Origin of the sequence: Acinetobacter tianfuensis (assembly GCF_003611465.1) — a bacterium.
Lineage (GTDB): Bacteria > Pseudomonadota > Gammaproteobacteria > Pseudomonadales > Moraxellaceae > Acinetobacter > Acinetobacter tianfuensis.
On sequence record NZ_RAXV01000003.1, the window covers coordinates 87,432 to 112,523 of the forward strand.

Genomic DNA, 25,092 nt, shown 5'->3' on the forward strand with positions numbered 1-25,092 from the left:
CTTATAAACGCCAATCTGTCGGAGGTGCTTCGACATAACCATGTGTATTTTGATGTGTTGTACCTTGATTCATACCAGTAAGACTAGCCGTATAGACGTAATCACCAAGCAAACCTGCATCTTTAGCCTGTGCCCATTGTCTAAGTGCATCTGCACCTTCTGAGCAACCATTGGATTTATCAGGCTGATCAATAAACATATTGGCTTGTTGGTTAAACTTTTTCTTATAGCCTTCAATGCGTTCGATACCCAATTTGCATCGACCTTCATCAAACCAAGCATTTTTTAAATATCGCCTAGTCATACGAATACCATCCATCAACACAGTAATTCGAGGTATGACAATAAACTTATGTCCAGGTAATAATTCTTCTAATGACTCTAAATTTGATTTGTTATAGTCGCCAAGCCGTTGGTGTGCTGCGTCATGTGGTAAATAATGAATATGATAAAGGTAAGGCTTATCTTTGATGAGTTTTGCGTAATATCTTAAATCTTGGCCATGTGCTTCTTCATAATCAATGAAACGGTCTTGTTGATTCATCATTTGATGGAACCAAATTGCACATCCATCACTATTACCTAAATCCCAATAAGTGCATGTCGGCACATCCAAAGGCTCTATATCAGCAATACCGCCACGTTTACGCAATTCAAGCATGTCATCAGCATAGTAATTGCCTTCTGTTGATACCTGAAATGCTTCATCTGGGAATGATGGGAACTCTTGCCACATTAAAGCCTGATCACCTGACAGGTCATTGTCACGTTGGGATACATACCAAGCACGTTGATCAGGATCAATGCGCATCTTGATACCCATTTTTTCACTGACAATTATCTCTGTCCGATCAAAAATATTGTGATCTTTCTTAGAAATAACCACGTTAGATGAATCAATACGATACTTAGGTTCTTGCCACCAAGCATAAAAATGGAAACGATAGTCTTTAGGTGTAAGCTTTTTACGGGATGCAAAGTTCTTTTGAGCAATCTGAACCTTATCAAAGAAGTCACCACCACGACCTTCAGCAGTGGATTCAATGACCAATACGCCATTTATTGGTACCGCTGGTAATGAACCTGTACGAACCTCTTTCGCTTTACCAGGTGATTGAGCACAAATCTTGCCATATTCAGAAATATGTAAGCGGTGCAACGTACCACCACGGAATGATGTAGCAACAGAAATTTTAGAACCATTATGTGCAAATTCCATCTCGGTACCGTTATTAGTTTTGAGAGGAAAACGTTCCATAATTTCTGGTGGTAAGTTATCGTACGCAAACTTGACCTTATCGCTGAATATATCCCCAACGGTTTCTAAGTTCTGCGCAATAATCCCACAGTGTTGATTGGCATTAAATAAAGCATGATCAAGCCACAATATACAAATCAATGTGGTGAAACCTAACTGACGTGCTTTTAAGATAATATTACGGTACCAAAGGCGATCTAAAAATTTAACCTGTGCATCATTCGGTTTAAAAGGTAATTCAAATGTTGGGGCTTCTTCCATTTGTCCCAATTCATTTACAAAGTCATCACCTTTAATTTTAATCTTATATAAACAGCCACTAAAAATACGCCAAACAGGGTCTGCCAAGCAGCGTTCAAGCTCCTCGGCATTTGTCGGTAGTGGCTGTAAGTTAGTGTTATAAATCAATTTTTACTCCATTTTGCACAACATTGGTGCATTTTTGAAGCGTGTACGTGAATGAAATTGTTTTGGTGTGGGTGATTAATCGTTCCATTCACGTACATGCACTAATATTCAGGATCATCAGCAATTGGTTTAAATGCAGAACTATTTCCAGTGCTCACTCGTTCAAGTAATGCAGTCAGTGCATCGACAGGTTTATTGTTCTCATCATCAAGTCCAAACGCTTGACGTTCTAAAGCAATCAATGTTTTGAGTGTGTCGCTTAAATCTTTCATAGACTTCACACGACCAGGCATTGAGATAATCTTCATGTAAAGGTCATTTACTTTGTCATTGCCTTTATCATCAGGTGACCACATGAGCTCACCCAACATTTCCAGCAATTTGACATTCTCTTGACCGACCATCATTTCGAGCTCATCAAATAGGCTCATAGCAATCTTGCGTGAACGTTGAATATCCTTACGTTGATTCAATCGAACATAGGTCAATTGAGTTGCTGCATCTTCGATAATTTCTTGGTCACGTTTAATGGTTACGGGTGTAACCTGTTCCGTAACCATTGCTTGCGTAACCATTGCATCAGACTTGGCTTTAATCTTTTCTGCCAAGTTCCTTGGTATTCCAAGTTTTGTAAAATGTTTAATAATTGCAGCATGAGAAACCTTCTGACCTGTTTCTTCCTCATACGCAGCAGCTAATTGACGTGGACTAAGAATTCCCGCTCTCCAACCACGTTCAATGCGGTCATAGTCAATTTTCTGTCTTTTTTCAGTCATTGATTGCTACCTCGCTTTTAATACGCTTGGCAGCATTGATATGTGCTGTTCTACATGCCATGATTTTTTTCATTGAAGCAGTAGGTAATGCAATGACACCTGCTTTCTCGCAAGCAATCTCAATTAATACATCCAACTGAATATCACCTGTAGATGACCACATTAGGCAACGACGGACTTTATTGACAGCACCCTTCGACATAGCCAATTGAGTTGCATATAAAGTTGCTTGACCAATACCAGATACAGTATGTGTGTAACCTTTAGTTCCATCTTTAACTTCAATTACACTGGCACTACCATCTACGTGGTAAATAACAATATCTGCACGACCATATTTAAAAGATTGCTCATATAGACAAATACAAGCTTCTGTGTGCGGTATTCTTTCATCAAAATACCCACACTCAGTAGATTCCTTGAACTGTTGAATTAAATCGTATTCAACACCATGTGGAATTTCATTTTGATCTATGATTTTGGTTAATTCCTCTAAAACCACAGATTTAATATTTTCTTTAGATTTTTCAGCCATGATCACCAAACCTCATATTGGTTTAATGATCATGTATATATGTGGGGAGGTCTAACCTTAGAGGGGGTTACCAGCGAATTGGTTTTTCTAATATATTTCCATTTTTTTGTTTTAATCCGCACCATTCACAGCAATCAACCACCCATGAATCAGCGTCACTGTATTTTTGTAGTTTAGGTGGAATATTTTTTATAATCACAAGTCGATCATAGGTAATGAACTTATGTGGGCACGAACCATCAAAACGACCTTCATGTTGAATTTCTTCTTCTGTTGCTTCTCTAAAATTGCGCCTATAACCATAAAACCATGTAGTAGTTCTTGTGCTATAACGTCGAACTTCTACATCAATTTCATCCGTTTTAAATTCGCTTGGCCATTGACGTTCAACCACCCAAAGACCTGTATCTTTTGAATCAAATATAGATACAACTTTTTTACCAATCAGATTCATAACAACTCACCTTGCTTACCTACATCCAGTAAATCACTAACTTGTCTATTAAGCTTCCGAACCTGACTCGTTACTTCACTCTGAAGTATTGCCATGTGATGGCCCATTTCAATATTTGCATATTGCATTGCTTCAGCAACCATCAAATTTCCGAGATGACGGGCTTCACGTGGGGTGAGCGTTAAGATCTCATCATCCCCAATTTCAATTTTCACAGTCCCATCCGGTAGTACCATTTTAGACATCAATCTTGCTTGACGATGCTTTGGAGCTGGAATGAACACTCCACGCTGAACACGGATAATCTGACCGCTATCGACAAGGCACCTTAAACGATCGTCAACAATTGATAGTTTTAAACCTGTCAATTGTGACAAAGTTTCTCTGGTAACAATCTGCTCTTGATTATGTAAATCCTCAATGGCTTCAAGGATTGTTTCAGCGTTAGACTTCATTGTCATACTCCCCTAAATCGCTCTTAAACTTCAACTACGTCAATATTGTGAATTAGCTTCATCAGCTTACGCTTGATGATGTAATCTGCAGTCTTGTGGCCTTTGGCATCTTCACAGATGAACTGATCATCTTTGGTCCAATAAACAAAGTCTGCTATGTAATCTGTGCCACGCACCTTCACACCACAAATTTTCTGTGCCGGTATCAGGTTGTATCGAACCTGGGTCTGTAAATCATTGATCTCACCTGCACGCTGTAAGACCTTTAAATCATTTAAACGACGATATTCATGCTGTGAATCAGCAACTTTTTCACCATCAACGACAACTTTACGATTCCCATACTTTGGCTGTTTAGGCTTGTTGTCACGTTGATGAACAAGTCTTTTGATTTGAGATTGTGATAGACAATTTGTCATGCAAGTTCCCCTGTTTTCTTACTCCAACTGTGATAAACACGTTTGTTATTCTGTTCGCCAAAACCACAAATTAAACATGCAATGTCAAATCCATGTGGACAATGTTTCTTATTGAGCATCGCTTGAATGTTTCGTTGCTGTCTGTGTTGTTGTATGGATCTCTGTTTCATTTTTCGCTTCATTGGTTGATCACCCTAGCATCATTCCAATTGCACTCCACTACGGTTAAACCATCGTGCTGGAAACGTGACCACAACCGATCCCCTAAATCGTCTTTTAATTTTTTTAATGTGAAATTTGAAATCAACATGGTTGGTTTTTTACTGTCGTATCGCTTGGTTAAAACCTTATGCACAAGCTCTGTACGTTTTTCACGATCATGTAATCCATATTCGTCAATAATCAATAAATCATATTGAGCAAATTCATAAATTACGGCTTCTTCGGATTGATCTTTTGAATCTCTATCCCAAGCATTCATAATTCGTTGTGCAATTTCTTCGCTTGTGATGTAACGAGCTTTAAGCCCTTTTTTCAAAAGATTTTTTGCAGTTGCACATGCAAGATGTGTCTTACCTGTCCCTGTAGAGCCAACCATAATGAAGTTAGAACATTGTTTTTCAGAAATACGTTGTGCGTAGTTCGCGCATTGATTCAATGTATTGGCTTGACCCTGTGTACGAGTTTGATAATTTGAAAATGCTGAATATGCATGACGATCTGGAAGCATTGCACCTGCAATATGCTTTTCAAAAACCGCTTTATTTGTCTCAGCCTGTTGTTTTGATTTTTCAGCTGCTAGAAATTCATTTGCACACATAGGACAAATCAAGTTGCCACCAGCTAAGATTTTTTGAGTTTTGTGCAAGCTACAAACTTCATTCGATTTAACAAAACCATTCAGTTGAAAATGTGCGTTCATTCCATGCCCTCAGGTAATTCGACTGTGCCGTAAAATGGCTGGTCGTTCATGGGTTGATCTTTCCAGGCATCATTGACGTTCAACCCTGTTGATCGAGTAGTGCTCTGTTTTGTTTTAACGTTGGGTTTTTCAGGTGGTGTCAATGGTGTTTGCTGTCGTCGTTCAACCCATTGAACAAGTTTTCCAAGAACTTGGTTTTTAACCATCTGGTTTCTATGGCCATACTCGTCCTGTAGATCTTGCTGAAGCCTACTCAAATCCTCTTGCGTAATTTCTTTGAGTCCACGGAGCTTGATTCGTGTATTCACAGTGTCTAAATCAAATAAAAAACGATCATCGCCTTTCGAATTTTCATCGTGCAAATTTTGCTCGTGCGTTATAGAGATATTATTAATAGATGAAGGTGACGATGAAGGGTTAGGCGTTTGATAGTCATTTGCTAGGCGTTTTGCTAGGCGTTCTGGTAGTGAATCGCCAATCATTCCTTGTAAGTTTGCTAGCCAATTTTGTGGGCGTAGATCACTGGTATCCGCTCCTTTAGATGCATTACAAGAACGACATAGTGGTTGTAAATTCTCAACACCGTCTGAACCACCTTGATATATAGGCGTAATGTGATCCTTAACTAAATTATCAGTTGCACCACATTTCATGCACTGGTTACCACACACATGGACCAATGAAAGCCACTCTTGTTGAGTGTGTGAAGCTTTTGCTCGTGCAGCCGCTAAACGTTCTGAACGTTTTAATTTATTTTCTTCACCAGATTCATTACCCCACTTATTAGCAGCACCTTTCCGCCCTGCTACGCTTTTCTTAGACTTGTTTTCAGTTGCATTGTTGATTTCACGTTCAATACGTTTATGTACCCATTCACCTTCAACGATATTAAATAATTTTGATAATGCGGCACGATGCTTCCTCCAAACACTTGGCGTTAATTTGGTAATGTTGGCCAACACGCTATCATCATCAGGTGGTGCACCATTGCGCCAATAATCCATAATGAGCAGCATGTATGCACCATGCTGTTCTGTATTAAGCCGTGTGGTGTCCGCAAGATAATCCGCTATATAAAACGGCATCCAAATATCAACTTCTTGATTACTCATACCACCTCACCACAAATCTTCGCTGCATACCCCAAGGCGAGAAAACTTCATCTCACCAAGGGCTATCAGTTCAAGTTGATTTGCACAAAATTCCAACTGACCACATTCAACCGCATGTAAAAATGCTTGTGGACGTGTATAGAACTTCCCATTTTCACAATAAAAACCTTGGTGTAATGATTTACCCCATTGGTTTTGAATATCTGGTACCAAACCAAGTGACAAAATAATATTGATACAATCTGCATGGCGATTAGGTTTTGGTAGAGCCACCATAAGCTCACCTGCTTTAACAGCAACTCCGATAATCATGCTGCCACTCCTAACCCATTACCAGTAAGAGAGATCTGCACGGCTTTAAATTCGCGCTGACATGCCATGTTCTTGAATGCAGAAAAGCAAGTCACAATGTATGGCTGCTTTACAATTTTGAATCCTGGTCCCGCAACTTCATGGAAATATTCATCCATTAACTTGTTGGCACCTTTCCAGCGATTTTTGACACCACATTCAACGATGTAAATCGGCTCTTGATCTTCTTCACAACCATTCAAAAACTGCCCATATGTCATGCGTTCAGGTACAGCTATTTCAAAATCGAGCTGTATAGATCGGCCATCTGGATGATCTGCGTATATGTCACAACTGATATGGAAGCTTTGTTCCTTGTCGATTAAATCCTTACGCATGGCAATCACAAGCGTACCCTTGGTCAAAGTTAGCAAATGGGCTAACTCAGGCGCTTGATCCTCAGATTTCCCATTTGTTAATTGCCAAAGGTCGAGAATGCGATTTTCTTCAATCGCTTCACCAATAAGCTGAAACTTGCGTACAGGATTTAAAGCAGGTTTATTGGGGTTGTATTTTTTATTGCGTTTCTTAATCACGCCACACCCCCTAATCGAATTAAGGCAGCCCCAAAGAGCATGAAAATAAACAGCAAAGTTTTGTGGAGTTCTTTCATGTTGCTACTCCCTTATGTTTCTTCACATGCTGTGCCCAGCCTTTGCATGGTTTCATGCGTTTGCGATCTGCAACAGACGGACTATGCAAATTTTCAATATCTTTATGACAATAAAAAACTGCATCCGACTCCAAGGCATGAGCCAAGTCAGATTGAGTAGAAAGACAATGATTTGCTAAAGTACCGCAGCGATAAGCACACGATTCACATAGAACATCTTGATTAGGTGCTTTTTGCGCTAGGATCAGCCCATTCAAAGCACCATGAAAACTAGGTGAGATTAGTTTTTCAATCGAATAGGGATGCATACCACCATTGGTGACCATGTGCAGGTACAGCGTCTCATCACATGATTGCGCGTAATTCACAGCAACATTTAAAACATTGCCAAGTAAATTAAGTAATTCATCATGTGATTTTGCTGAAAACTTATCCTTGATTGCCTGTAAGCGTTCAGCTTCAGGCAATTGGATAATGTCAGTTAGGGCGAGAATTGAGGTGTTATCAATCATGCTGCACCGCCTTGGATGATTTTGAATTCGACCACCCAAACCCATGGGTTTTTATTCCATGAGCCAGTACCGTTAATTGATTCCCATAACTGCATAAATTTAGGCTTTTTGCAGTCACGTAAGATTGGTGAACCGACACCTTCTTTTAAACAGTCTGATTCAGAAATGTCTTGAAGTTGCTCTACATGAACATTGGTGATTTCAAGCAAAATACGTGATACCCAACGTGGCATGTGAATTGATGGAGTCCACTTTCCACCATCTAAGCAATCATGAGATGCTCGATAGAGAGGTGTTCCCCAACTTGGACATCCACAAGGAAAATCTGAATGTGGGCATTCATCTGAATCAAATAAACGGAATGTTTCACGTACCCAAAGACGATCACCTATTTTTCCGTATGGGCATTTATGGCGTGAGACTGACGAAGGGAAAGGCATTTCATTTTCCATAACCTCATGCATGGTAACTTCAGTAACCTTTGGCTCTGGCTCCATTGTATAAAGAGGCATAATTTCTTTATTGGTTAATGGTGGTTGCTCTTTCAATACACGACGAGTCTGAGTCTTGCGACCTTCCAAAATTGCGCTGACCATTGGGGCACTAAATAGAATCGGACGCTCTTTCATGACTCACCACCTTGCACCAGGTTATGAACTTGGCAATGCGCTGAGATGTGGTTCTCGATGTATTTGTCGTCGCCCCATTCTTCTATGGTTCGTACAAGCTCATCAATTGTGACAATATGACGTGTATCTGCCACTTTCTCAGCATGTGTCGCATGACGGATCAAATGCTGAAGTGCAAATTTACGGTTACCATCTAACAAGACACTGTGTTCCTGCACTTGTGTAACTTTCATCACGTCATTGGGCATAAGGCTGTCGATGTAAACCACAAGGTCATCTTTCGCAAAGCTTGCCTCAGTTTTATTCCCCATCTGCATTACACCCATTTCAACCTCAGAAACTAAACAGTGATTGCACTGTTCCCCTTTAAATTCTGGACATTTGCCAGCGCACTTATGTTCTGTTAAATTACTCATGTTCATTTACCTGAATGTTGATGAATACTAGAAGCTCGACCTGCAACGTCGGGCTTTTTTAATGCCTGCCAAAAACTTTTCAAATTTCTGCATACATTCTTGAATACACTCGTAGACGTTGTATTCTTTGATTTTTCTATGTGCTCAGATGATGATTGACCTGTCTCCAGTTCGATCTTTTTATCTATGGCATCTCTTAACCACTTAGCACGATCACTACCTTGGCTTTCAGCCAAAGTATCAATGATCTCTTGGACTTCCAGCGGTACACGTGTTGACATGGGTGCCAACAGTTTTTTGCTGAATACAAACATTATTTTTGCTTCCATAAGATTTCCTTTTGTTAATGAACAACAACTTCTTCAGATTTACTCAATCCGATCTCTAAAAGTTGATCTTTTGTGAATTGACCATTGGTCATTTCTGCAATTTTCTGTGCGTAGTTGGTCTCGCCCTTGTATTCGGTATATGGCAATGAGTTTTTAACAATCCATTTGTAAATAGCCCGTTCCGTTAAATTAACTGTTTCAGCAACAGCCTTGACACCACCTGCACAACCTATTGCGGTCTTAATGGTTTTCATAAAAACCTCAAAATGAACTTTTGGTTCAACTTTAACAGGAACTGATAGTTCTTACAACAATATTTATAATTGAACCATTAGTTCAGTAAGGTTTATCAATGAATAATAAGACTGACGAAGTAAAACTGGCATTTTCCCAGCGTTTACATGAAGCAATGGATGCTCAGGGATATTCAAAGCGAGGTCGAGCTCGAATATTGAGTAAAGAGTTCGGTGTATCAGACAAAGGTGCAGGCAAATGGCTTAATGGTGAAGCTATTCCAGAAACATCAAAAATTCCTGTACTGGCACAATTTTTAAAAACTAATGCTGAATGGCTTTTATCTGGAAGCTCTAGTGCTGAATTTGATAATAACGTTGTTCCAGTAACTCAAAGATTAATCCCTGTTTTGTCATGGGTTCAAGCTGGATCAATGACATCTGTAGAAGCTATAAATCCAAATGATGTAATGAAATGGTTGCCACCTTTAAGTGCTGATGATCCTGATGGTTGTTTTTATTTAAAAGTGGTTGGGATTAGTAATTTTCCGCAATATGAGGAAGGTGACTACATTTTAGTTAATCCTGCTTTTCAGGTGTGCGATCTATTATCGGAAGATTTAATTGTAGTTCGTCATAATAGCGATGCAACTTTTAAAAAATTAGTTATTGAAAGTGACGAACGCAAATATTTACAAGCACTTAACCCAAATTTCCAACCTAATATCATTGAGTTTGAAGAAGGCATGGAATTGGTCGGCTTAGTGATTGATGCATTCAGACCCCTTGGTGGTTCTCGTCCTAAAAGAGTTAGGAAATCCTGATAGGAAAAAATCATGAAAATAATTTATGGATTATTATCTTTATTGATTCTAAATGGTTGCTCATCAAAATGCGATAATGGATGTTTTATATTGAATGGTGAGAAATTATCTTTTGTAGATGCTGAAATGCTTGTTTCTCAATGTGACCATTTCAGAACCAATTTTTTTAGCAGACAAGCTGTAAGTTTAAGTTATCGAGAAATAGCAGACAGAACAAATAATGATCCAAACACTCCACTTATGAGTACATACATGAGTTATATGTCTATTTCTGAAAGTCCTCTTATATATGATAGAAAAGAAAAAAATCCATATATTAAACACAATCAAATCATACAAGCTTGCGTTCAACTTAGGAGAGACTTTAATACTGACCGATTCTGGACGAATTGATCTTTATGAATAATTATTTCTAACTAATCTTAATTTACTAAGTCCTGCCATGAGCAGGTTTTTTTGTCATTAAAAAATAATTGAACTATTGGTTCTTGACTTAGTTGAACTATTGGTTCATATTTATCTCACAAACCAACCCAATGTGAGGTAAAAAATGACTACCAAACCAACCAACGCACAGCAATTTGTTGCTGACTTAGGTGCAGGAACCTTTGCTAACCAACTCGGTGCAGCTATCAGCATGGTTTCTCAAGGTGCTGTTCAGCACAACAAAAAAGGGCAAATCAAAATCACACTTGATATTGCTCGTATCGGTGATTCAAGCCAGGTCGAAATTGCACACACACTCGCTTTTGTTGAACCAACAGCAAAAGGTAAACGTGCAGAGGACACTACCTCAAAAACTCCAATGCATTTGAATGCTGGTGGTGATGTCACTTTGTTCGCTAACCATACAAGTCAATTATTCACTGAAGACGCTTAAACACCCCCTTCTCATTACAACAATTTTACCAACCATCCATAAGGTACTGAAAATGGAAAACTCTGCTAAAGAAATCGTTGAACTTGCGTTACCTGTAAATGATTTATCTCGTGGTGAACTTGTTGCCATTCATGAAAATTTCAATGTTCATGATTTAGAACAATTTCAAGCTGGTCGTAACCGTGCACGTGGTGTTTTAAAAACCCCATCTTTTGAAGATTTCAAAAGTTATGTTTTAGGTAATACGCAGTCTGAAAATTCTGTTCCTGAAGTAAAAGTTTATGCCCCTGTATTTGTTGACCACAAAAATGTATCAGCAACGGCAATTTTAAACTTCAAAGTTGTTGGATTGGCTCAAGGTCATTGTGACCATAAAGCAGTATTACAGCTTGAACCAACTGTAGTTTGGGAAAAGCTCAATCAGCTTAAAGATAACAAACTTAATCAAAAGCGTTTTGCAACATTACTTGAAGATTGGGCAAGTGTATTCGCTGCAACAAGTGAAACTGGTGAAACGATCCATATTGCGGAAGCAATTAATGCAGTTCGCAACATGAAAGTTGGCGCATCTTCAACTACTGACTCGTCAGTATCAAACATGCAAGAAACTCGCTCAGTCTTTGACAAAGTTGAAGCTTCAAGCACAGCAGGGAAATTACCAAGTTATTTTGAAATCATTGATCCAGCTTATGTCGGTCTTGATGACAAAACTATTCGCTTGCGTCTTGTAGTAAATAGCTCAGATGGTGAGCCATCGTTTGCATTGCAAATCGTTAAAGAAGAACTCTTGCGTAATGAAATTATTCAAGAATTCAAGGAAAAAGTGATTGCCTTGCTCCCAGAAAACCCTGTCCGTATTGGTACCTTTTCCGCTTAAAACTAAAAATTAAGCAATAAAAAGCCCCGAAATTTTGATCGAGGACGGGGCTTCTTTAGGGGGGGGTATAGCAATCGCTATAAGGAGATTATGAACATGGTTTCATTAAATTTCAAATCAATTTTGTTGGGTTTAGTTGGTGCAGTAGCAATGACAGCAGTTTTTGCGTCTGTGCAAATGTATCAACCAGCCAAGCTACCTGTTGAAGAACAGCAGCAGATCACAGTGACATCAAACATCTACAAGGTGGATGAGCTCGATTTAGGCCCATACAACGACTGTCAACATGACTGTCATGCAACCTTATTAACAGCAAATAACCAGTATTACATCGAAGTGAATTTTGACTATTCAGGTTTCGATGATGGTAACGGCTTTAATCATGCTGTAGGCATTCAGATTGATCGCTTAGAACCTGAATTAGTCAGTGATGAAGATGGCGAAATCAATGCATATCTTGATCGTTATGAAATCGTAAAAATCAATGAGGCGCTTGAAGACTCTATTGCTGTAAAACTTCAAAAGTTGGGAGGTTCTCATGGGTGAACTTATGGCAATTAAGCACGGATCTAAAGGTCAGCGTAATGAGCTGCAAGCACTGGTTTACAGAATACTATACCCTGTTGTTCCAAAAGACTATCGAGAAATCAACATTGGCAAATCGACTGTTTACGTGTTGTTGGAAGGCTTCCCATGGCAAACCATTAAAACACGCGACCCTTTAAGTAGTCACCACAATGGTGAGAAATGGGGTTGGAACCCACTCAAAGTGAAGGGTTCTGGTCGTTTCGGTGGTGGTTGGGCTTTTAAGTTTGGCATTACCTCTAATCAAGATTTTCGTGAATTAGTTATTGACGTAGGTATTGGCTCAATTCGTTTGGAAATCATGAATTCACGTAGAGGATTTAGAGCATGAAAATTAATTTAGAACTCCTAAAAAATTGGGGTGCCTGCTCGGATGGTGAGAGTTATTTTTCTGAAAAATTCCCAAATGGTGCTGATTATGCTGCAGTAATTACTCAATGTGATCTAGATGATAAAGAAGATTATCACCAGTGGCTTTTCTGTAATGCTTTTGCACACCTTGATGCTAAAGAGCTTGGGGAAATCACACAGGGTGAGACGGCACAAATTTCAGGTTATGCGCAAAAAGGCTTAGAGCTGTTAACTTTACTGCAACAGGAAATTAAAGACACCAATACCATTTCTAAAGATGCTGAGAGTCGATTGGCGGCATCTGGTGTACGGAGTCGATTGGCGGCATCTGGTGATTGGAGTCGATTGGCGGCATCTGGTGATTGGAGTCGATTGGCGGCATCTGGTGCTGAGAGTCGATTGGCGGCATCTGGTGCTGAGAGTCGATTGGCGGCATCTGGTGATTGGAGTCAATTGGCGGCATCTGGTGTACGGAGTCAATTGGCGGCATCTGGTGATTGGAGTCGATTGGCGGCATCTGGTGTACGGAGTCAATTGGCGGCATCTGGTGCTGAGAGTCGATTGGCGGCATCTGGTGTACGGAGTCAATTGGCGGCATCTGGTGTACGGAGTCAATTGGCGGCATCTGGTGCTGAGAGTCGATTGGCGGCATCTGGTGATTGGAGTCGATTGGCGGCATCTGGTGATTGGAGTCGATTGGCGGCATCTGGTGAAAACTCTATCATCGCCAGCGCTGGACTTGATTCGAATTTCATCATTGGTAAAGGTGGTTGCGCAGCGATCCCTTATAAAGATGAGAATGGAAAAGTGCGCTTTGCTATTGCATATGAAGGCGAAAATATCAAAGCGGATACTTGGTATGAAGTAAATACTAAAGGTAAATTTGTGGAGGTTGAGGCATGAATACTCAAGTTAATCGTGACCAATTTCTTGCAGGTCGTAAAAAAGGTATCGGTGGTTCAGACGTTGCCGCAATCCTTGGTTTTAGTCCGTACAAATCACCATATCAATTATGGTTAGACAAAACAGGTCGTAGTGAGCGTAAAGAATCACAAAATGAGTCTGCTCATTTCGGTAACTTGCTTGAAGATGTTGTTGCAAAGGAATATTCACGTCGTGCAGGTGTAAAGGTTCAGCGTGTTACTCAGCAACTTAGCCTAACCGATCACCCTTGGGCTATTGGCAACATTGATCGTGCTGTTATTAATCCCGAAATTTCAGGCAATGTTCGATTCAAGGATGGACAACTAACTACTGACAAGTTGCTGGAATGTAAAACTGCCAGCGAATACATGAGCAAATTGTTTGGGGAGGAAGGCTCTGATCAAGTCCCAGACTATTACCTTACTCAGTGCCTTTGGTATCTCCTGATTTCAGGCTGCCAATTCATTGATCTTGCTGTGCTGATCGGTGGCAACAAGTTCCGCATGTATCGCATTGAACGTGATGAAGACTTGATTGACTCAATTTTTCGCCAAGTTAAAGCATTTTGGTTCAACCATGTCATTGCTGACATACCTCCCGACCCCACTTGTTTTGATGATGTACTTCACCGTTGGTCCAAGCATGTTGTGGGTAAGCAAGTCGAAGCCACTTTTGAACAAGTCAAACTAGGTGAGGAACTGATTGCCGTTCAGTGTCGTCAAAAATCGGATAAGGCTCGTGAAGATGAAATCAAGCTGCAGCTTGCCACCTCCATGCAAGATGCTGAAATGATGACTAGCCAAGGCAAAACCCTATTCACATACAAAGAGCAATCCTCTACTCGTATCGACAGTACGCTGTTGAAAAAAGAACAACCAAAAATTGCGGAACAGTACAGCAAAACCTCAAGTACCCGTGTTTTCCGTATTTCAAACAAATTTAAAGAATCAGTTTAAGGAATTTTATTATGAATACAGCACTAGCAACCCATAAAACAAATCAAGTTGGTTTCTCAGCATTTGATTTAATGATGGATGAAACGGTAATGGCTCGTTTTGAGCGTACCGCTGAAATCATGGCAGGTTCTCGTATGACTGTGCCAAAACATTTGCAAGGTAATGTTGGCGATTGTATGGCCATCATCATGCAAGCTGCTCAATGGCAAATGAATCCTTATGCAGTCGCTCAAAAAACCCACATGGTAAATAACGTTTTAGGTTATGAAGCACAGCTTGTAAATGCAGTTATTACCTCACGTGCACCAGTAAAAGAACGCTTACACTTTGAATGGTACGGTGATTGGTCGAAAGTAAATGGTAAAGATGATAAATCACCTACTATTGGTGTTCGGGTATCTGCAACATTACGAGGTGAAAACGCACCACGTGTAATTGATATTTCTATGGCACAAGTAGGACCTGTTCGTAATTCACCATTATGGGCTGCAGATCCACGTCAACAAATTGCATATTTAGCAACCAAACGTTGGGCACGCCTATATTGTCCAGATGTAATTCTCGGTGTTTATACACCTGATGAAGTCATTGAACGTGAAGAACTTGATATTACCCCTGTTCAATCAACGGTTAAAAAACATCAAGGTGCATCGGGTTTAAAAGCTCAGATGGCTGAACGTGAACAGTCTCAAGAAACTGTTATTGATATGGAACCTGAGTTCAATACATCAGCCCTTTTAGCTCAAATTACCGAAACTAAAACATTGGAGGAATTAAAAGCACTCGCTGCAACATTTCCAACCAATTTAGGTGAACCGGCACAAACAGATATTAAAAATGCCTATGGATGGCAGAAATATTACCTGCAATTAATTGTAGATCTTGAGGATGCTGCTGATGTTGAAACAATCAATATTGTCATGGGTGAACGTTTCGAGCCAAACAGTTCCAACCTGTCTGATTCTCAAATTGACAATATCAACTCAATTTACGAACGAAAAGCAGCTGAATTGACACCTTAACTTTGGCATGGTGCCCTCACCAATGAGGGTACCAATAGTGAGATTAGACATGAATCCAACTATTGAACAACAACATGCCATTGATATGGCATTACATGGTCAGTCTTGTAAAGTGACCGCATACGCCGGTGCTGGTAAGACTTCTACCCTTAAACTGATTGGTAATGCAAAGCATCACCAACATGGAATGTACTTGGCATTTAACAAGGCTATTGCAACAGAAGCACAGTCTAAATTTAACCATAATGTTAAGTGCAAAACATTTCACAGCCTAGCTTATAACTCTGTTCCACGCTGGCTGACTAATAAATTAAAAAATCGTCGCTTGATGTCAAACCAATTGGCATCTCGCCATGATCTTGAGAATTATCAAGTACCAGTGGCATTGGTTAAACAACGTGGTGAGGATGACCAGAAGCGTTTATTTAATTCAAAACGTATGGCCACATCTATGATGAATGCCGTCGGTTATTTCTGCCGTTCTAATTACAGCGAAATTCAACTATCACAAGTTTACGCTGCTTTACCTGATTGGATGGATGATACATATCGTGCTGAATTGGCAAATATCCTTTTACCTAAGGCACATGATTACTGGAATGACATTTTAAATCCTGCCGGCATTAACCGTCTCGAACATGACCATTACCTAAAATATTGGGCATTGAGCAATCCAGTGATTAATGCTGACTTTATTTTATTTGATGAAGCACAAGATGCTGATCCTATTATGTTGAATGTTTTGAGTAAGCAACGTGCTCAGGTGATTTATGTGGGTGATCGTCACCAGCAAATCTATGCGTTTCGTGGTGCTGTCAATGCGATGCAATCCCTAGATATTGCTGAAACACGTTTGAGTCAATCTTTCCGTTTTGGTGAAAACATTGCTGATCTTGCGAATAAAATTTTGTTCAATATTTTGGATGAAGAAATTCCATTACGAGGTTTTGAACAAATAGATTCCCACGTTAATGACATTAGCGATGAAATTGCCGATGCATTTATTTATCGCACCAATGCTGCTGCCCTTTCTAACATGGTTGAGCTGGTAAAAATTGGACGTGAACCACGTTTGGAAGTTGATACAGGTTCTTTATTAAAAAATATTGAAGATGCCAAAAAAGTTAAGTCTGGAATAAAAGTCCATGATGGAAGTGTGTTTGAAGGCTTTAGCAATTGGGAAGAAGTCATTGAATACACAAATGAAGTTTCAGGTAATGACTTAAAACCTTTAGTTAGTCTTATCGAAAAAGTCGGTGAAAATGCATTAATCAACTCATTACTTAAAAGCAACTCCAGTGATTATGACTGCATTGTAACCACAGCTCATAAATCCAAAGGACTGGAATTTAACAAAGTCAAACTTGGTGGTGACTTTTTCTATAAAGAATCAGTTGAAGCAGGTGAAAAAATCCTAACCGAAGATGAAGCTCGACTTTTATATGTTGCTGCTACTCGAGCTAAAAAGCAGTTAGATATTTCTGCATTGAACCCACTGTTTAAGGCTATCGGATATAACACCCAAGCTGAGGTAAATGCCTTATGCGTCCAGTAGTAAAACAGAAAAACTTCTTAGGCTTCAAAATCTGGTTAAAAGAACTGGGGTATGAGGTGAAGCAGTTAGATGGTGGTTTTGCAGCAAAAGCTTTAATCGAAGCACAGGAGCAAGGCCATGATTAAATGTAATAACTGTGGGAATGAAAAGGCTTTATTGCTTACTCGACAAAATCCAAAAGGGCAAAAAGGTATTTTCCATTGTGAGCAATGCACAGGCACTTTAGTTGACAATGTTGGTGAAGCACTTGTTGAGGCTATTTGCGGTGGTGAAGCACAGGAGCAAGGCCAATGAACGGAATTCAGGCAGTTATTGCTGTAAACGAAGGTAAAAGCGTTCAGTACTACGACTATGAAGACAATGCCTGGTTAAGCTTCGACAAGAAAACAGGCTTTAGGCTGGGCTGTCTACTTGGTGAGCCAAATCATCATGGCCATATTGCAAAGTTTAGAATCACACCATCTTTTATTCTGATTAACGGAATTAAGGTGCCAGCTCCATTACAGGAAGAGCCTTCTAGTCCAATTAATTATTGGTGGTTTAATCCCCAAAAACCAAACGGAATTGCTACAGGTAAATGGCTGGACGATCATGAAGATCATGCGATTTTCGAAAATATTGGAATTTACTTGGAAGAAAGTGATGTTGCTCAAGTTCGTGACGCGTATAGATCTAATATGAGGGATCTAGTAAATGACTAAGCTACCCCCTGCTGAAATCGAACTTTTAGAAGAGTTCCGTGAAGAGTTGGCTCCGCGTGTTATTTCAAATGTTGGCTTACCCGCATATCTGCCAGCAGAATTGGTGCAAGTTCTTTATAAATTGGTTTGTGAAAAAGTGGCTGAACATGATTTGCCAGCTGCAGTAAGAAAAAGTTTGAAGGAGGTGTCATGAGTACTCGAAAAATCCGATCTCAGCTCAGTAAAAAAGGGATACCATTTATGAAAATTGATATGCAACGCGGTAATGCATATTGTGAAACTGAATGGTTCGTTGAGCTTACTGAAGGCACTAAGCGCGATCTAATAGCAGCATCAAAAGGTGAATTATCAGAAGATGATTTTTCTTATCCGGGCGGAAACCTAGAAAATGTTTTTGATTTTCTTGAGTCACTACCAAGCTTGAAGGAGGTGTCTTGAATGGCTTGTCTGATTAAAGTATCAGAATTCATTAGGCGAGTGTATGGGGAGGAGGATGCAACCCCTCCTACACCTCAAACTATTACCCGCTCTTGCCGTCGTGGTGAATTGCCTGCTGAGCAAAAGGGCAAACTTTGGTATATCGACTGGGAATTATACCAAAAACGAACTGGCGCCGACCTTGTTGATAAAGTATTGAGAGGCTAATTCTATGGCTAGACCACGCAATAAGGGAAACAAGGATATTCCCACTAATTTATATCGGGGTGACGGTAACGCTTGGCGTTACCGTCACCCTGTAACAGGAAAGTTTCATTCCATGGGAACGGATAAGAATAAAGCATTTCAAGCTGCACGAAAGTTAAATGAAATATTGATTTTTGAGGTGGATTTGGTATCTAAAGTTCTGGGTGGCGGTGTCTTGTTTGGAAGTTTTTCTGACGAGTATTTAATGAATAAACGGCGAAAGGATGGCCGGCTTTTAGCTGAAAATACTTTAAATACGTACAAAATCCACCTGAATAGAATTAAAACGTATTGGGGGGATAAACCCATTGATTCAATTACACTCTTAATGGTCAATCAATATTTGGATTCATTACCTCCATCCTCGAGTGTCAATGTGCGCAGCTTGCTTTGTAATATTTTTGATGTGGCTATGAGTAAGGGCTTGTGCCCTGACAACCCCGCTCGAATTACACTTAAAAGAAGTGTAACAAAGCAGCGTAAAAGGCATACGGTTGAAGGCCTAAAACTCATTCGTCAACACGCTCCAGTTTGGCTGCAAAATGCAATTGATTTAGCTATGCTGACCACACAAAGACGTACTGATATTGTGAATATGCGCTGGACTGATATCAGAGATGGTTTCTTGTATGTTGCACAGCAAAAAACAACGAATGATGCGCTGGATGAGTTTGAGACACTAGAGGGGGCTGGATATATCAGGATTAAGATTGATGATGAACTGCAAAAAGTTCTAGACCGCTGTAAAGCAGATAATGTTGTAAGCCCATTTATTATCCATCAAAATCCAAAGCGCAAAAGCAGCAATAAAAAAAAGGAACACTGGACGCAAATATTACCATTATATTTATCTGAAGAATTTATCCGCATCGTATATCTGTCCAATGCCTACCCTAATTTGAAAGGACGACAAATTCCAACATTTCATGAAATACGAGCCTTGGCCATTTTTTTACATAAAAAAATGGGGAAATCAGCACAAGCACTTGCAGGTCATTCGACTAAGAATATGACCGAACATTATGAATCAGGACATGAAATTATTTGGAATGATGTTGATGTTGGAATCAAGCTTCCATTTACAGATGTGACATAAAGCTGCGCTGCAAAACGGTATCATAAGTTATTGTTTTCTAATGGTTCTATTATACCAATTTTACCTATAATTTTTAGCTAGAAAAAGCAGTGGTTTTGTATATATTTCAATACTTTATGAAATAACGCTTAAATTTCATTTTGAAAATTCGGATAGTAAAAATCCATTTTCCAGCGTGTTTTTGGCGGCGGAAAACTGCCTAACATTAAAAGCTTGCCATTTTTCGGCAGAAATGGCGCTAAAGGATGAGTTTCAATTTGAGCATCGCATGGTGCATACTGCGGATGATTCGACATTTAATTCTGCTCTTTGAATTTTGCAGTTAAAAACCTCGTTCGGATCTGTTCTGCTAACTGCTCTGCCCATAATTGATATATTTCTTTACTTGGATGAAACCCGTCACGCGCCATTTCCAAATTCAGCTGCTGGAATTTTTGCAGGTCATATTTAATCCAATACATATTGGGCTGGGTTTGTACAAATTGCTCCAATTCGTGATTCATAGCCTTTGCATATTGACCAAATAGCCAAGCGAGCGGATTCGGTAAGGCTGGAAATAACTGCATTGGCGGCACACCAGCTGCAATAATGAGCTTAGGATTAAACTTGTTTTGTATTAGTGCATATAAGGTCTTTTGCTGTTGGATCCATTTTTTAGCAGATTTAAACTTCGTGACATCGTTTACACCAACTGAAGTGATTACAACATCAAAGGATTGTGTTTCCAGCTGCTGTACCTGTTGAGTTATTCTTGTACTGCAATCCCCTGTCTTTGCATGCAGCAGCCACTCAAGTTCGAAGTCTTGCTGTAAAATATTCGCCAATGCTCCAGATAAAGCATCAGACTGACTTTCGACCCCGACACCGGCTGCAGCCGAATCACCAATAATTAAAACAGATAAAGCCGTACCGCTCCCCAATCGACCAGAACGCAAACCAGCAGGTTCTGCTAAGCGCGGTGTATTTTTTTTAACTTTAAGGCCTTGAATAATAACCGCGGGCGCGAGCACTAAGGTCGCCGTTTTTAAAAACAATGACATACATATCATCAATCATGTGGAACTGCATTCATCTTAATGTAAGCAGCTTAAATTTTCATCTGCAATATGAAAAATAAAAAAAGCCAAAACTGTTTAAGCTTTGGCTTTTTTTATCTAATTTATAACATCAGCCATTCATCATTTTGATTAGCCTAATTTATTTACAATACGCAAAGGCAAAACTTTCATGGCTAAACCGAGCGGCAGCCAAGGCCATTTTGGCACATAGGCTTTAATTGGCGCTTTTTCTATTTCAGCAGCCAATAAACGTGAACCTGTTTTTTCATCCACCTCAAACGGCAATTTTTTTGCGCCTTCATTAATTTCTGTACGAATATAACCTGGGAAAATGGTCGTCACTTTAATTGGTGTATCAATTAACTCTGCACGGATCCCTTCAGCTAATGCCGCTACACCTGCTTTGCTTGCGCCGTATGCGGTTAAATGTTTTGGCATGCCGCGCATAGCACTCATAGATGAAATAACCACTAAATGGCCCGAGTTTTGCGCACGGAAAATTTCCACTGCAGCTTCACACTGCGCTAAAGCAGAAATAAAGTTAGTTTCTACAGTTGCACGGTTTACCGTAAAGTTGCCTTTACCAATACGGCGGCCTTCACCTACACCAGCGTTTACAATGACACGGTCAATACTGCCAAAATCAGTTTTAAATGCGTGGAAAACCTCAAAAACTTGGTCATAGTCCGTAACATCTAATGTTTTAGCAATCACTTTTACGCCGTATTGGCTTTCAAGTTCTTGTTTCAGCATTTCTAAGCGCTCCAAACGGCGTGCGCAAATCGCCAAATTATAGCCTTTTTGAGCAAATTCGCGTGCCATACCTGCACCAATGCCCGAACTTGCACCCGTAATTAAAACTGTTTTAGCCATGATTGAGTCCTTAATATTTTTTTAATTAAATCCAAGTCAATAAACTTGGATCTGCGGCTTTTATAAAATGATGTTCATTTAAACTCAGCAGCTGCGGCTCATTTCCCGTGAGGCGCAATGTCGTCATACTGGTATTTGCAATGGCCCAATTTAAAGCAAATGTCTTTTCTGGACTTAGACCCAGTATTTTCCCTGCTGCCACTGAAATCACGCCGCCTGAAGTAAAAACAACAGCATAACGAGGCTTGGTTTCTGCAAGCTCATTGCATAAATTTTGCAATGCCGTTTCCACTCGATTTTTAAAATCCGGCCACGATTCATCATATTCATGGTGAAATTCACCGCCCGTCCAGCGCTCAATTGCACCGGCAAAAATTTTAGATAAATACGCACGCGGATTTTCATGCTGCGCGACATCTTCTTTCAGCAAATGCAGCTGATTAAAACGCGGTTCATATTGGGCAAAAACTTGCTGATGATTGAACTCATTCCATGAACTGTCTGTCAGTACATTTGCTTCTGGAAAACGCGCGGCTAATGCTAAAGATGCAGTTTGCTGATGACGCTGCATAGATCCTGCAACCACATAAGGCGCCTCTTTCAATATTTCATCAAAATATTGGCCTAATATTTTTGCTTGAAGCTCACCATTTGGCGACAGCTGATCGTAGCTGGCTGCGCCAAACGAAGCCTGCCCATGGCGAATCAAATAAATTGTGGTCATTTTCCTAAAATATCCTTCATTTTTTCAATGTACTTTTGAGCAATTTCATTGGCTTCAAGTTTCTGCATACCAATAAGTTTCAATGCACGGATATGCAAGGCATGAATCACAATCCAGAAATCTTTAAATGCAGGATTGTCTGTTTGCTTGTGGTAGTAACGGTAATAAATCTGCTGCGCAATCACCGCTAAGCGAAAAATACCAAAGACTTCATAAAAAGCCCAGTTGTCCGTTTGCAGTCCTGTTTTTTCTAAGTAGTAATCTACAACTTCTTTACGGGTGAACATGCCTTTTAAGTTTGTCGGCTGACGGCGTGTTGCTTTGAAAATAGCATTATCTCCAGCCTCTACCCAATAAGCTAAAGCAGAGCCTAAATCCATTAGCGGATCACCTAAGGTCGCCATTTCCCAGTCCAAAACGCCAATCACTTGAGTTGGATTGTTCGGATCTAAAATTACGTTATCAAAACGCCAATCATTATGAATCACACAGGTTTTGGAGTCTGCAGGAATGTTTTCTTTCAGCCAATGACGGACATATTTAAATGAAGGAACATTCAGTGTTTTGGCTTTTTCATAGCGCTGATCCCAGCCTTCGACCTGACGCTGGCAATAACCTTCACCTTTGCCAATTTTTTCTAAAGCTGTACCTTCATACGGTACTTGATGCAGCTCAATGAGTTTGTCAATTACATTGATACAAAGTTCACGAACTTGAGCTTCGTCAAAATTCAGCTCTTTGGGCAGGTTGGCACGCGGAATTATGCCTTCAACACGCTTCATGACATAGAAATCACAGCCAATGACTGATTCATCCTGGCAAAGCGCGACCATTTCAGGCAGAACAGGATAAAACGCTGACAGCGCGCGCTGCACATTAAATTCACGAGCCATATCATGAGCCGACTTTGCTTTTGTACCTTTAGGCGGACGGCGTAAAATCAGGTCAGCATTTTCATATTTTAAACGGTATGTCCAGTTCGAAGCGCCGCCCGAATATTGCGTTACTTCAACAGGGCCTGAAATTTCTTCGCCATGTTCGATCAGCCAATTTCCCACTGCCCGTACATCCAGTTCTTCACCCTCGCGAACTGAACCGCCAACATCAATAACTGACATTTTTATTTCCCTGAAAACAAAGTTTAATTTCATCATCCGCATTGAGCCGTTTTATAAATAATATGCAGGTTTAATACATATACCCAATGCTGTATTTAGTTGTGAATGTTATTCAATTTTAAAATGCTGTTCTGTTTATAACATGGCTGTCAGTATGATGCCACGCTATAAACAGCTGAACATCATGCTGCTATTTACGGCCTCGGCTGCTGTAGCCGCGCTTAGCCAATTCGAGTTTTGCGATCATGCCTTTATGCACTTCATCTGGGCCATCGGCTAAACGTAATGAACGTGCTTGCGCAAAGAAGCCTGTTAGTGGCGTATCTCGTGAAACACCTGCGCCGCCGTGAATTTGTATCGCCATATCCACCACTTTTTCCAGCACGCTTGGCGCAACAACTTTAATGGCAGAGATTTCAGTGAGCGCAGCCATATTACCCATCGTATCCATTTTATATGCTGCATATAAGGTTAATAAACGCGCTTGATCAATTGCAACCCGTGCTTCAGCAACACGTTCTAAATTGCCGCCTAATTTTAAAATTTCTTTGCCAAATGCTGTACGGCTCATTCCGCGGTCAATCATCAGTTCTAAGGATTTTTCCGCAGCGCCAATACAGCGCATGCAATGATGAATACGGCCAGGTCCTAGCCGTCCTTGTGCAATCTCAAAACCTTGACCTGCACCGCCTATAAAGTTCTCAACAGGAACACGCACATTATTGAAACTGATTTCACCGTGGCCATGCGGTGCATCATAATCACCAAATACTGGCAGCATGCGTTCAATTTTAACCCCAGCGGTATCAACAGGAACTAAAACCATTGAATGCTGATGATGACGGTCTTTCGATTCATCTGGTGTATGCGCCATAAAAATAATGATTTTTGCATTTGGATCACCCAAACCTGAAGACCACCATTTACGGCCATTCAGTACAATCTCATCGCCGTCCACGACAGCTGTCGCTTCCATATTAGTTGCATCGCTTGAGGCTACCGCAGGTTCTGTCATACAGAAAACAGAGCGTATTTTTCCTTCCAGTAACGGAGTCAGCCATTGTTCCTTTTGCACTTCTGTGCCATAGCGCCAAATGACTTCCATATTGCCGCTGTCAGGCGCATTGCAGTTAAATACTGTTGGCGCAATCAAGCTGCGTCCAGAAAGCTCTGCTATATGCGCATATTCTTGAACAGATAAACCTTGACCTAATTTGTCACACGGCAAAAACATATTCCATAAACCAGCGGCTTTGGCTTTGGCTTTCAGTACTTCAAGCTGTGCAGGCCATTGCCAAACGCTCCAATCACCGCCTTGATTTAAATGATGGACTGCTTGCCAAAATTCGGTTTCTACGGGTTCAATTTCATCCTGAATGAATTTTTTTGTTCTAGCAATGTAATCCTGTGCACGTGCAGATAGCTCATACATAGCGGTATCC

General features: G+C 40.2%; 37 protein-coding genes and 1 pseudogene. 17 read left to right on the forward strand and 21 right to left on the reverse strand.

Annotated elements, in window-relative coordinates; all coding sequences use genetic code 11:
• Position 1: 1 nt before the first annotated feature.
• The 15 genes from D7V32_RS02795 to D7V32_RS02880 form a co-directional block, all read right to left on the reverse strand.
• Complete coding sequence (locus D7V32_RS02795; protein WP_120401402.1) at positions 2 to 1,666, reverse strand: terminase; 1,665 nt, start codon at positions 1,664 to 1,666, stop codon at positions 2 to 4.
• Positions 1,667 to 1,767: 101 nt separating this feature from the next.
• Positions 1,768 to 2,442: a hypothetical protein gene (locus D7V32_RS02800; RefSeq protein WP_111883826.1), complete on the reverse strand. Its 675-nt coding sequence runs from the start codon at positions 2,440 to 2,442 to the stop codon at positions 1,768 to 1,770.
• A complete protein-coding gene (locus D7V32_RS02805; protein ID WP_120401403.1) occupies positions 2,435 to 2,977 on the reverse strand; it encodes a hypothetical protein in 543 nt (180 codons plus the stop codon). The genes D7V32_RS02800 and D7V32_RS02805 overlap by 8 nt, the downstream gene beginning before the upstream one ends.
• 67 nt (positions 2,978 to 3,044) lie before the next feature.
• Positions 3,045 to 3,431 (reverse strand): hypothetical protein, encoded by a 387-nt coding sequence (locus D7V32_RS02810; RefSeq protein WP_120401404.1) that lies wholly within the window; start codon positions 3,429 to 3,431, stop codon positions 3,045 to 3,047.
• The gene (locus D7V32_RS02815; protein WP_120401405.1) at positions 3,428 to 3,886 is read right to left on the reverse strand and encodes a hypothetical protein; all 459 of its coding nucleotides are present in this window, start codon (positions 3,884 to 3,886) and stop codon (positions 3,428 to 3,430) included. Before D7V32_RS02815 ends, D7V32_RS02810 begins: the two co-directional genes overlap by 4 nt.
• A 23-nt stretch (positions 3,887 to 3,909) precedes the next feature.
• Entirely contained in the window at positions 3,910 to 4,305 is a 396-nt protein-coding gene (locus D7V32_RS02820; protein ID WP_120401406.1) for a DUF1064 domain-containing protein, read from the reverse strand.
• Positions 4,306 to 4,483: 178 nt separating this feature from the next.
• Entirely contained in the window at positions 4,484 to 5,227 is a 744-nt protein-coding gene (locus tag D7V32_RS02830; RefSeq protein ID WP_120401408.1) for an ATP-binding protein, read from the reverse strand.
• A complete protein-coding gene (locus tag D7V32_RS17435) occupies positions 5,224 to 6,339 on the reverse strand; it encodes a DUF1376 domain-containing protein (RefSeq protein ID WP_213072535.1) in 1,116 nt (371 codons plus the stop codon). Before D7V32_RS17435 ends, D7V32_RS02830 begins: the two co-directional genes overlap by 4 nt.
• 6 nt (positions 6,340 to 6,345) lie before the next feature.
• Positions 6,346 to 6,651, reverse strand: coding sequence for a hypothetical protein (locus tag D7V32_RS02850; protein WP_120401409.1), 306 nt, complete (start codon positions 6,649 to 6,651; stop codon positions 6,346 to 6,348).
• Positions 6,648 to 7,226: a hypothetical protein gene (locus D7V32_RS02855; protein WP_120401410.1), complete on the reverse strand. Its 579-nt coding sequence runs from the start codon at positions 7,224 to 7,226 to the stop codon at positions 6,648 to 6,650. The genes D7V32_RS02850 and D7V32_RS02855 overlap by 4 nt, the downstream gene beginning before the upstream one ends.
• Positions 7,227 to 7,299: 73 nt before the next feature.
• A complete protein-coding gene (locus tag D7V32_RS02860) occupies positions 7,300 to 7,815 on the reverse strand; it encodes a hypothetical protein (protein ID WP_120401411.1) in 516 nt (171 codons plus the stop codon).
• Positions 7,812 to 8,444, reverse strand: coding sequence for a hypothetical protein (locus D7V32_RS02865; RefSeq protein WP_120401412.1), 633 nt, complete (start codon positions 8,442 to 8,444; stop codon positions 7,812 to 7,814). Before D7V32_RS02865 ends, D7V32_RS02860 begins: the two co-directional genes overlap by 4 nt.
• The gene (locus D7V32_RS17440; protein ID WP_213072538.1) at positions 8,441 to 8,860 is read right to left on the reverse strand and encodes a hypothetical protein; all 420 of its coding nucleotides are present in this window, start codon (positions 8,858 to 8,860) and stop codon (positions 8,441 to 8,443) included. The genes D7V32_RS02865 and D7V32_RS17440 overlap by 4 nt, the downstream gene beginning before the upstream one ends.
• A gap of 2 nt (positions 8,861 to 8,862) precedes the next feature.
• Positions 8,863 to 9,189: a hypothetical protein gene (locus D7V32_RS02875; protein ID WP_120401413.1), complete on the reverse strand. Its 327-nt coding sequence runs from the start codon at positions 9,187 to 9,189 to the stop codon at positions 8,863 to 8,865.
• Between the two features lie 14 nt (positions 9,190 to 9,203).
• The gene (locus tag D7V32_RS02880; RefSeq protein ID WP_120401414.1) at positions 9,204 to 9,443 is read right to left on the reverse strand and encodes a YdaS family helix-turn-helix protein; all 240 of its coding nucleotides are present in this window, start codon (positions 9,441 to 9,443) and stop codon (positions 9,204 to 9,206) included.
• A 98-nt stretch (positions 9,444 to 9,541) separates the two neighbouring features.
• On the opposite strand from D7V32_RS02880, the gene D7V32_RS02885 reads away from it, so the two are divergent.
• The 17 genes from D7V32_RS02885 (at position 9,542) to D7V32_RS02955 (ending at position 19,877) form a co-directional block, all read left to right on the forward strand.
• On the forward strand, positions 9,542 to 10,246 hold the full coding sequence (locus D7V32_RS02885; protein WP_120401415.1) for a S24 family peptidase: 705 nt from the start codon (positions 9,542 to 9,544) through the stop codon (positions 10,244 to 10,246).
• 12 nt (positions 10,247 to 10,258) lie between these two features.
• Entirely contained in the window at positions 10,259 to 10,639 is a 381-nt protein-coding gene (locus tag D7V32_RS02890; RefSeq protein ID WP_120401416.1) for a hypothetical protein, read from the forward strand.
• 157 nt (positions 10,640 to 10,796) lie between these two features.
• Positions 10,797 to 11,126, forward strand: coding sequence for a hypothetical protein (locus D7V32_RS02895; protein ID WP_120401417.1), 330 nt, complete (start codon positions 10,797 to 10,799; stop codon positions 11,124 to 11,126).
• 52 nt (positions 11,127 to 11,178) lie between these two features.
• Positions 11,179 to 12,003 (forward strand): DUF2303 family protein, encoded by an 825-nt coding sequence (locus D7V32_RS02900; protein ID WP_120401418.1) that lies wholly within the window; start codon positions 11,179 to 11,181, stop codon positions 12,001 to 12,003.
• Positions 12,004 to 12,099: 96 nt separating this feature from the next.
• On the forward strand, positions 12,100 to 12,549 hold the full coding sequence (locus D7V32_RS02905; protein WP_120401419.1) for a hypothetical protein: 450 nt from the start codon (positions 12,100 to 12,102) through the stop codon (positions 12,547 to 12,549).
• Positions 12,542 to 12,919 carry a hypothetical protein gene (locus tag D7V32_RS02910; protein ID WP_120401420.1) on the forward strand — a complete coding sequence of 126 codons (378 nt, stop codon included), beginning with the start codon at positions 12,542 to 12,544 and terminating at the stop codon, positions 12,917 to 12,919. Before D7V32_RS02905 ends, D7V32_RS02910 begins: the two co-directional genes overlap by 8 nt.
• Entirely contained in the window at positions 12,916 to 13,842 is a 927-nt protein-coding gene (locus D7V32_RS02915) for a hypothetical protein (protein ID WP_120401421.1), read from the forward strand. The genes D7V32_RS02910 and D7V32_RS02915 overlap by 4 nt, the downstream gene beginning before the upstream one ends.
• Positions 13,839 to 14,819, forward strand: coding sequence for a YqaJ viral recombinase family nuclease (locus D7V32_RS02920; protein ID WP_120401422.1), 981 nt, complete (start codon positions 13,839 to 13,841; stop codon positions 14,817 to 14,819). Before D7V32_RS02915 ends, D7V32_RS02920 begins: the two co-directional genes overlap by 4 nt.
• Positions 14,820 to 14,830: 11 nt before the next feature.
• The gene (locus D7V32_RS17750) at positions 14,831 to 15,841 is read left to right on the forward strand and encodes a RecT family recombinase (RefSeq protein WP_120401423.1); all 1,011 of its coding nucleotides are present in this window, start codon (positions 14,831 to 14,833) and stop codon (positions 15,839 to 15,841) included.
• 49 nt (positions 15,842 to 15,890) lie between these two features.
• Positions 15,891 to 17,396, forward strand: a complete 1,506-nt coding sequence (locus tag D7V32_RS02930) for a 3'-5' exonuclease (RefSeq protein WP_120401424.1) — start codon at positions 15,891 to 15,893, stop codon at positions 17,394 to 17,396.
• On the forward strand, positions 17,384 to 17,521 hold the full coding sequence (locus tag D7V32_RS17180) for a hypothetical protein (RefSeq protein WP_171407558.1): 138 nt from the start codon (positions 17,384 to 17,386) through the stop codon (positions 17,519 to 17,521). The genes D7V32_RS02930 and D7V32_RS17180 overlap by 13 nt, the downstream gene beginning before the upstream one ends.
• Positions 17,514 to 17,690, forward strand: coding sequence for a hypothetical protein (locus D7V32_RS17185; RefSeq protein ID WP_171406466.1), 177 nt, complete (start codon positions 17,514 to 17,516; stop codon positions 17,688 to 17,690). Before D7V32_RS17180 ends, D7V32_RS17185 begins: the two co-directional genes overlap by 8 nt.
• Entirely contained in the window at positions 17,687 to 18,097 is a 411-nt protein-coding gene (locus D7V32_RS02935) for a hypothetical protein (protein ID WP_120401425.1), read from the forward strand. Before D7V32_RS17185 ends, D7V32_RS02935 begins: the two co-directional genes overlap by 4 nt.
• A complete protein-coding gene (locus D7V32_RS02940) occupies positions 18,090 to 18,290 on the forward strand; it encodes a hypothetical protein (RefSeq protein ID WP_120401426.1) in 201 nt (66 codons plus the stop codon). Before D7V32_RS02935 ends, D7V32_RS02940 begins: the two co-directional genes overlap by 8 nt.
• The gene (locus D7V32_RS02945) at positions 18,287 to 18,535 is read left to right on the forward strand and encodes a hypothetical protein (RefSeq protein ID WP_120401427.1); all 249 of its coding nucleotides are present in this window, start codon (positions 18,287 to 18,289) and stop codon (positions 18,533 to 18,535) included. Before D7V32_RS02940 ends, D7V32_RS02945 begins: the two co-directional genes overlap by 4 nt.
• Positions 18,536 to 18,742 (forward strand): hypothetical protein, encoded by a 207-nt coding sequence (locus tag D7V32_RS02950; RefSeq protein WP_120401428.1) that lies wholly within the window; start codon positions 18,536 to 18,538, stop codon positions 18,740 to 18,742. It begins immediately after the preceding gene.
• Positions 18,743 to 18,746: 4 nt separating this feature from the next.
• Positions 18,747 to 19,877 carry a phage integrase Arm DNA-binding domain-containing protein gene (locus D7V32_RS02955; RefSeq protein ID WP_120401429.1) on the forward strand — a complete coding sequence of 377 codons (1,131 nt, stop codon included), beginning with the start codon at positions 18,747 to 18,749 and terminating at the stop codon, positions 19,875 to 19,877.
• Between the two features lie 131 nt (positions 19,878 to 20,008).
• On the opposite strand, the pseudogene D7V32_RS17190 reads toward D7V32_RS02955, so the two are convergent.
• The 6 genes and pseudogenes from D7V32_RS17190 to D7V32_RS02980 all read right to left on the reverse strand — a co-directional run.
• Positions 20,009 to 20,173, reverse strand: a pseudogene (locus D7V32_RS17190) (hypothetical protein); the annotation flags it as partial.
• On the reverse strand, positions 20,174 to 20,911 hold the full coding sequence (locus D7V32_RS02960) for an SGNH/GDSL hydrolase family protein (protein WP_120401442.1): 738 nt from the start codon (positions 20,909 to 20,911) through the stop codon (positions 20,174 to 20,176).
• A 153-nt stretch (positions 20,912 to 21,064) separates the two neighbouring features.
• Positions 21,065 to 21,808, reverse strand: coding sequence for an SDR family oxidoreductase (locus D7V32_RS02965; protein WP_120401430.1), 744 nt, complete (start codon positions 21,806 to 21,808; stop codon positions 21,065 to 21,067).
• A gap of 25 nt (positions 21,809 to 21,833) precedes the next feature.
• Positions 21,834 to 22,532 (reverse strand): histidine phosphatase family protein, encoded by a 699-nt coding sequence (locus tag D7V32_RS02970; RefSeq protein ID WP_120401431.1) that lies wholly within the window; start codon positions 22,530 to 22,532, stop codon positions 21,834 to 21,836.
• A complete protein-coding gene (locus tag D7V32_RS02975) occupies positions 22,529 to 23,650 on the reverse strand; it encodes a phosphotransferase family protein (RefSeq protein ID WP_120401432.1) in 1,122 nt (373 codons plus the stop codon). The genes D7V32_RS02970 and D7V32_RS02975 overlap by 4 nt, the downstream gene beginning before the upstream one ends.
• Positions 23,651 to 23,840: 190 nt before the next feature.
• Complete coding sequence (locus D7V32_RS02980) at positions 23,841 to 25,082, reverse strand: acyl-CoA dehydrogenase family protein (RefSeq protein ID WP_120401433.1); 1,242 nt, start codon at positions 25,080 to 25,082, stop codon at positions 23,841 to 23,843.
• Positions 25,083 to 25,092: the final 10 nt, after the last annotated feature.

Bases quoted from the DNA above. Each gene is read 5' to 3' on its own strand.
- D7V32_RS02935 (WP_120401425.1), top strand. From the start codon at position 17,687: ATGAACGGAATTCAGGCAGTTATTGCTGTAAACGAAGGTAAAAGCGTT.
- D7V32_RS02875 (WP_120401413.1), bottom strand. From the start codon at position 9,189: ATGGAAGCAAAAATAATGTTTGTATTCAGCAAAAAACTGTTGGCACCC.
- D7V32_RS17185 (WP_171406466.1), top strand. From the start codon at position 17,514: ATGATTAAATGTAATAACTGTGGGAATGAAAAGGCTTTATTGCTTACT.
- D7V32_RS02830 (WP_120401408.1), bottom strand. From the start codon at position 5,227: ATGAACGCACATTTTCAACTGAATGGTTTTGTTAAATCGAATGAAGTT.
- D7V32_RS17180 (WP_171407558.1), top strand. From the start codon at position 17,384: ATGCGTCCAGTAGTAAAACAGAAAAACTTCTTAGGCTTCAAAATCTGG.
- D7V32_RS02895 (WP_120401417.1), top strand. From the start codon at position 10,797: ATGACTACCAAACCAACCAACGCACAGCAATTTGTTGCTGACTTAGGT.
- D7V32_RS17435 (WP_213072535.1), bottom strand. From the start codon at position 6,339: ATGAGTAATCAAGAAGTTGATATTTGGATGCCGTTTTATATAGCGGAT.
- D7V32_RS02965 (WP_120401430.1), bottom strand. From the start codon at position 21,808: ATGGCTAAAACAGTTTTAATTACGGGTGCAAGTTCGGGCATTGGTGCA.
- D7V32_RS02805 (WP_120401403.1), bottom strand. From the start codon at position 2,977: ATGGCTGAAAAATCTAAAGAAAATATTAAATCTGTGGTTTTAGAGGAA.
- D7V32_RS02905 (WP_120401419.1), top strand. From the start codon at position 12,100: ATGGTTTCATTAAATTTCAAATCAATTTTGTTGGGTTTAGTTGGTGCA.
- D7V32_RS02880 (WP_120401414.1), bottom strand. From the start codon at position 9,443: ATGAAAACCATTAAGACCGCAATAGGTTGTGCAGGTGGTGTCAAGGCT.
- D7V32_RS02980 (WP_120401433.1), bottom strand. From the start codon at position 25,082: ATGTATGAGCTATCTGCACGTGCACAGGATTACATTGCTAGAACAAAA.
- D7V32_RS02950 (WP_120401428.1), top strand. From the start codon at position 18,536: ATGGCTTGTCTGATTAAAGTATCAGAATTCATTAGGCGAGTGTATGGG.
- D7V32_RS02920 (WP_120401422.1), top strand. From the start codon at position 13,839: ATGAATACTCAAGTTAATCGTGACCAATTTCTTGCAGGTCGTAAAAAA.
- D7V32_RS02865 (WP_120401412.1), bottom strand. From the start codon at position 8,444: ATGAAAGAGCGTCCGATTCTATTTAGTGCCCCAATGGTCAGCGCAATT.
- D7V32_RS02810 (WP_120401404.1), bottom strand. From the start codon at position 3,431: ATGAATCTGATTGGTAAAAAAGTTGTATCTATATTTGATTCAAAAGAT.
- D7V32_RS02930 (WP_120401424.1), top strand. From the start codon at position 15,891: ATGAATCCAACTATTGAACAACAACATGCCATTGATATGGCATTACAT.
- D7V32_RS02970 (WP_120401431.1), bottom strand. From the start codon at position 22,532: ATGACCACAATTTATTTGATTCGCCATGGGCAGGCTTCGTTTGGCGCA.
- D7V32_RS02885 (WP_120401415.1), top strand. From the start codon at position 9,542: ATGAATAATAAGACTGACGAAGTAAAACTGGCATTTTCCCAGCGTTTA.
- D7V32_RS02910 (WP_120401420.1), top strand. From the start codon at position 12,542: ATGGGTGAACTTATGGCAATTAAGCACGGATCTAAAGGTCAGCGTAAT.
- D7V32_RS02940 (WP_120401426.1), top strand. From the start codon at position 18,090: ATGACTAAGCTACCCCCTGCTGAAATCGAACTTTTAGAAGAGTTCCGT.
- D7V32_RS02890 (WP_120401416.1), top strand. From the start codon at position 10,259: ATGAAAATAATTTATGGATTATTATCTTTATTGATTCTAAATGGTTGC.
- D7V32_RS02915 (WP_120401421.1), top strand. From the start codon at position 12,916: ATGAAAATTAATTTAGAACTCCTAAAAAATTGGGGTGCCTGCTCGGAT.
- D7V32_RS02900 (WP_120401418.1), top strand. From the start codon at position 11,179: ATGGAAAACTCTGCTAAAGAAATCGTTGAACTTGCGTTACCTGTAAAT.
- D7V32_RS02815 (WP_120401405.1), bottom strand. From the start codon at position 3,886: ATGAAGTCTAACGCTGAAACAATCCTTGAAGCCATTGAGGATTTACAT.
- D7V32_RS17440 (WP_213072538.1), bottom strand. From the start codon at position 8,860: ATGAGTAATTTAACAGAACATAAGTGCGCTGGCAAATGTCCAGAATTT.
- D7V32_RS02955 (WP_120401429.1), top strand. From the start codon at position 18,747: ATGGCTAGACCACGCAATAAGGGAAACAAGGATATTCCCACTAATTTA.
- D7V32_RS02820 (WP_120401406.1), bottom strand. From the start codon at position 4,305: ATGACAAATTGTCTATCACAATCTCAAATCAAAAGACTTGTTCATCAA.
- D7V32_RS02850 (WP_120401409.1), bottom strand. From the start codon at position 6,651: ATGATTATCGGAGTTGCTGTTAAAGCAGGTGAGCTTATGGTGGCTCTA.
- D7V32_RS02975 (WP_120401432.1), bottom strand. From the start codon at position 23,650: ATGTCAGTTATTGATGTTGGCGGTTCAGTTCGCGAGGGTGAAGAACTG.
- D7V32_RS02800 (WP_111883826.1), bottom strand. From the start codon at position 2,442: ATGACTGAAAAAAGACAGAAAATTGACTATGACCGCATTGAACGTGGT.
- D7V32_RS17750 (WP_120401423.1), top strand. From the start codon at position 14,831: ATGAATACAGCACTAGCAACCCATAAAACAAATCAAGTTGGTTTCTCA.
- D7V32_RS02860 (WP_120401411.1), bottom strand. From the start codon at position 7,815: ATGATTGATAACACCTCAATTCTCGCCCTAACTGACATTATCCAATTG.
- D7V32_RS02945 (WP_120401427.1), top strand. From the start codon at position 18,287: ATGAGTACTCGAAAAATCCGATCTCAGCTCAGTAAAAAAGGGATACCA.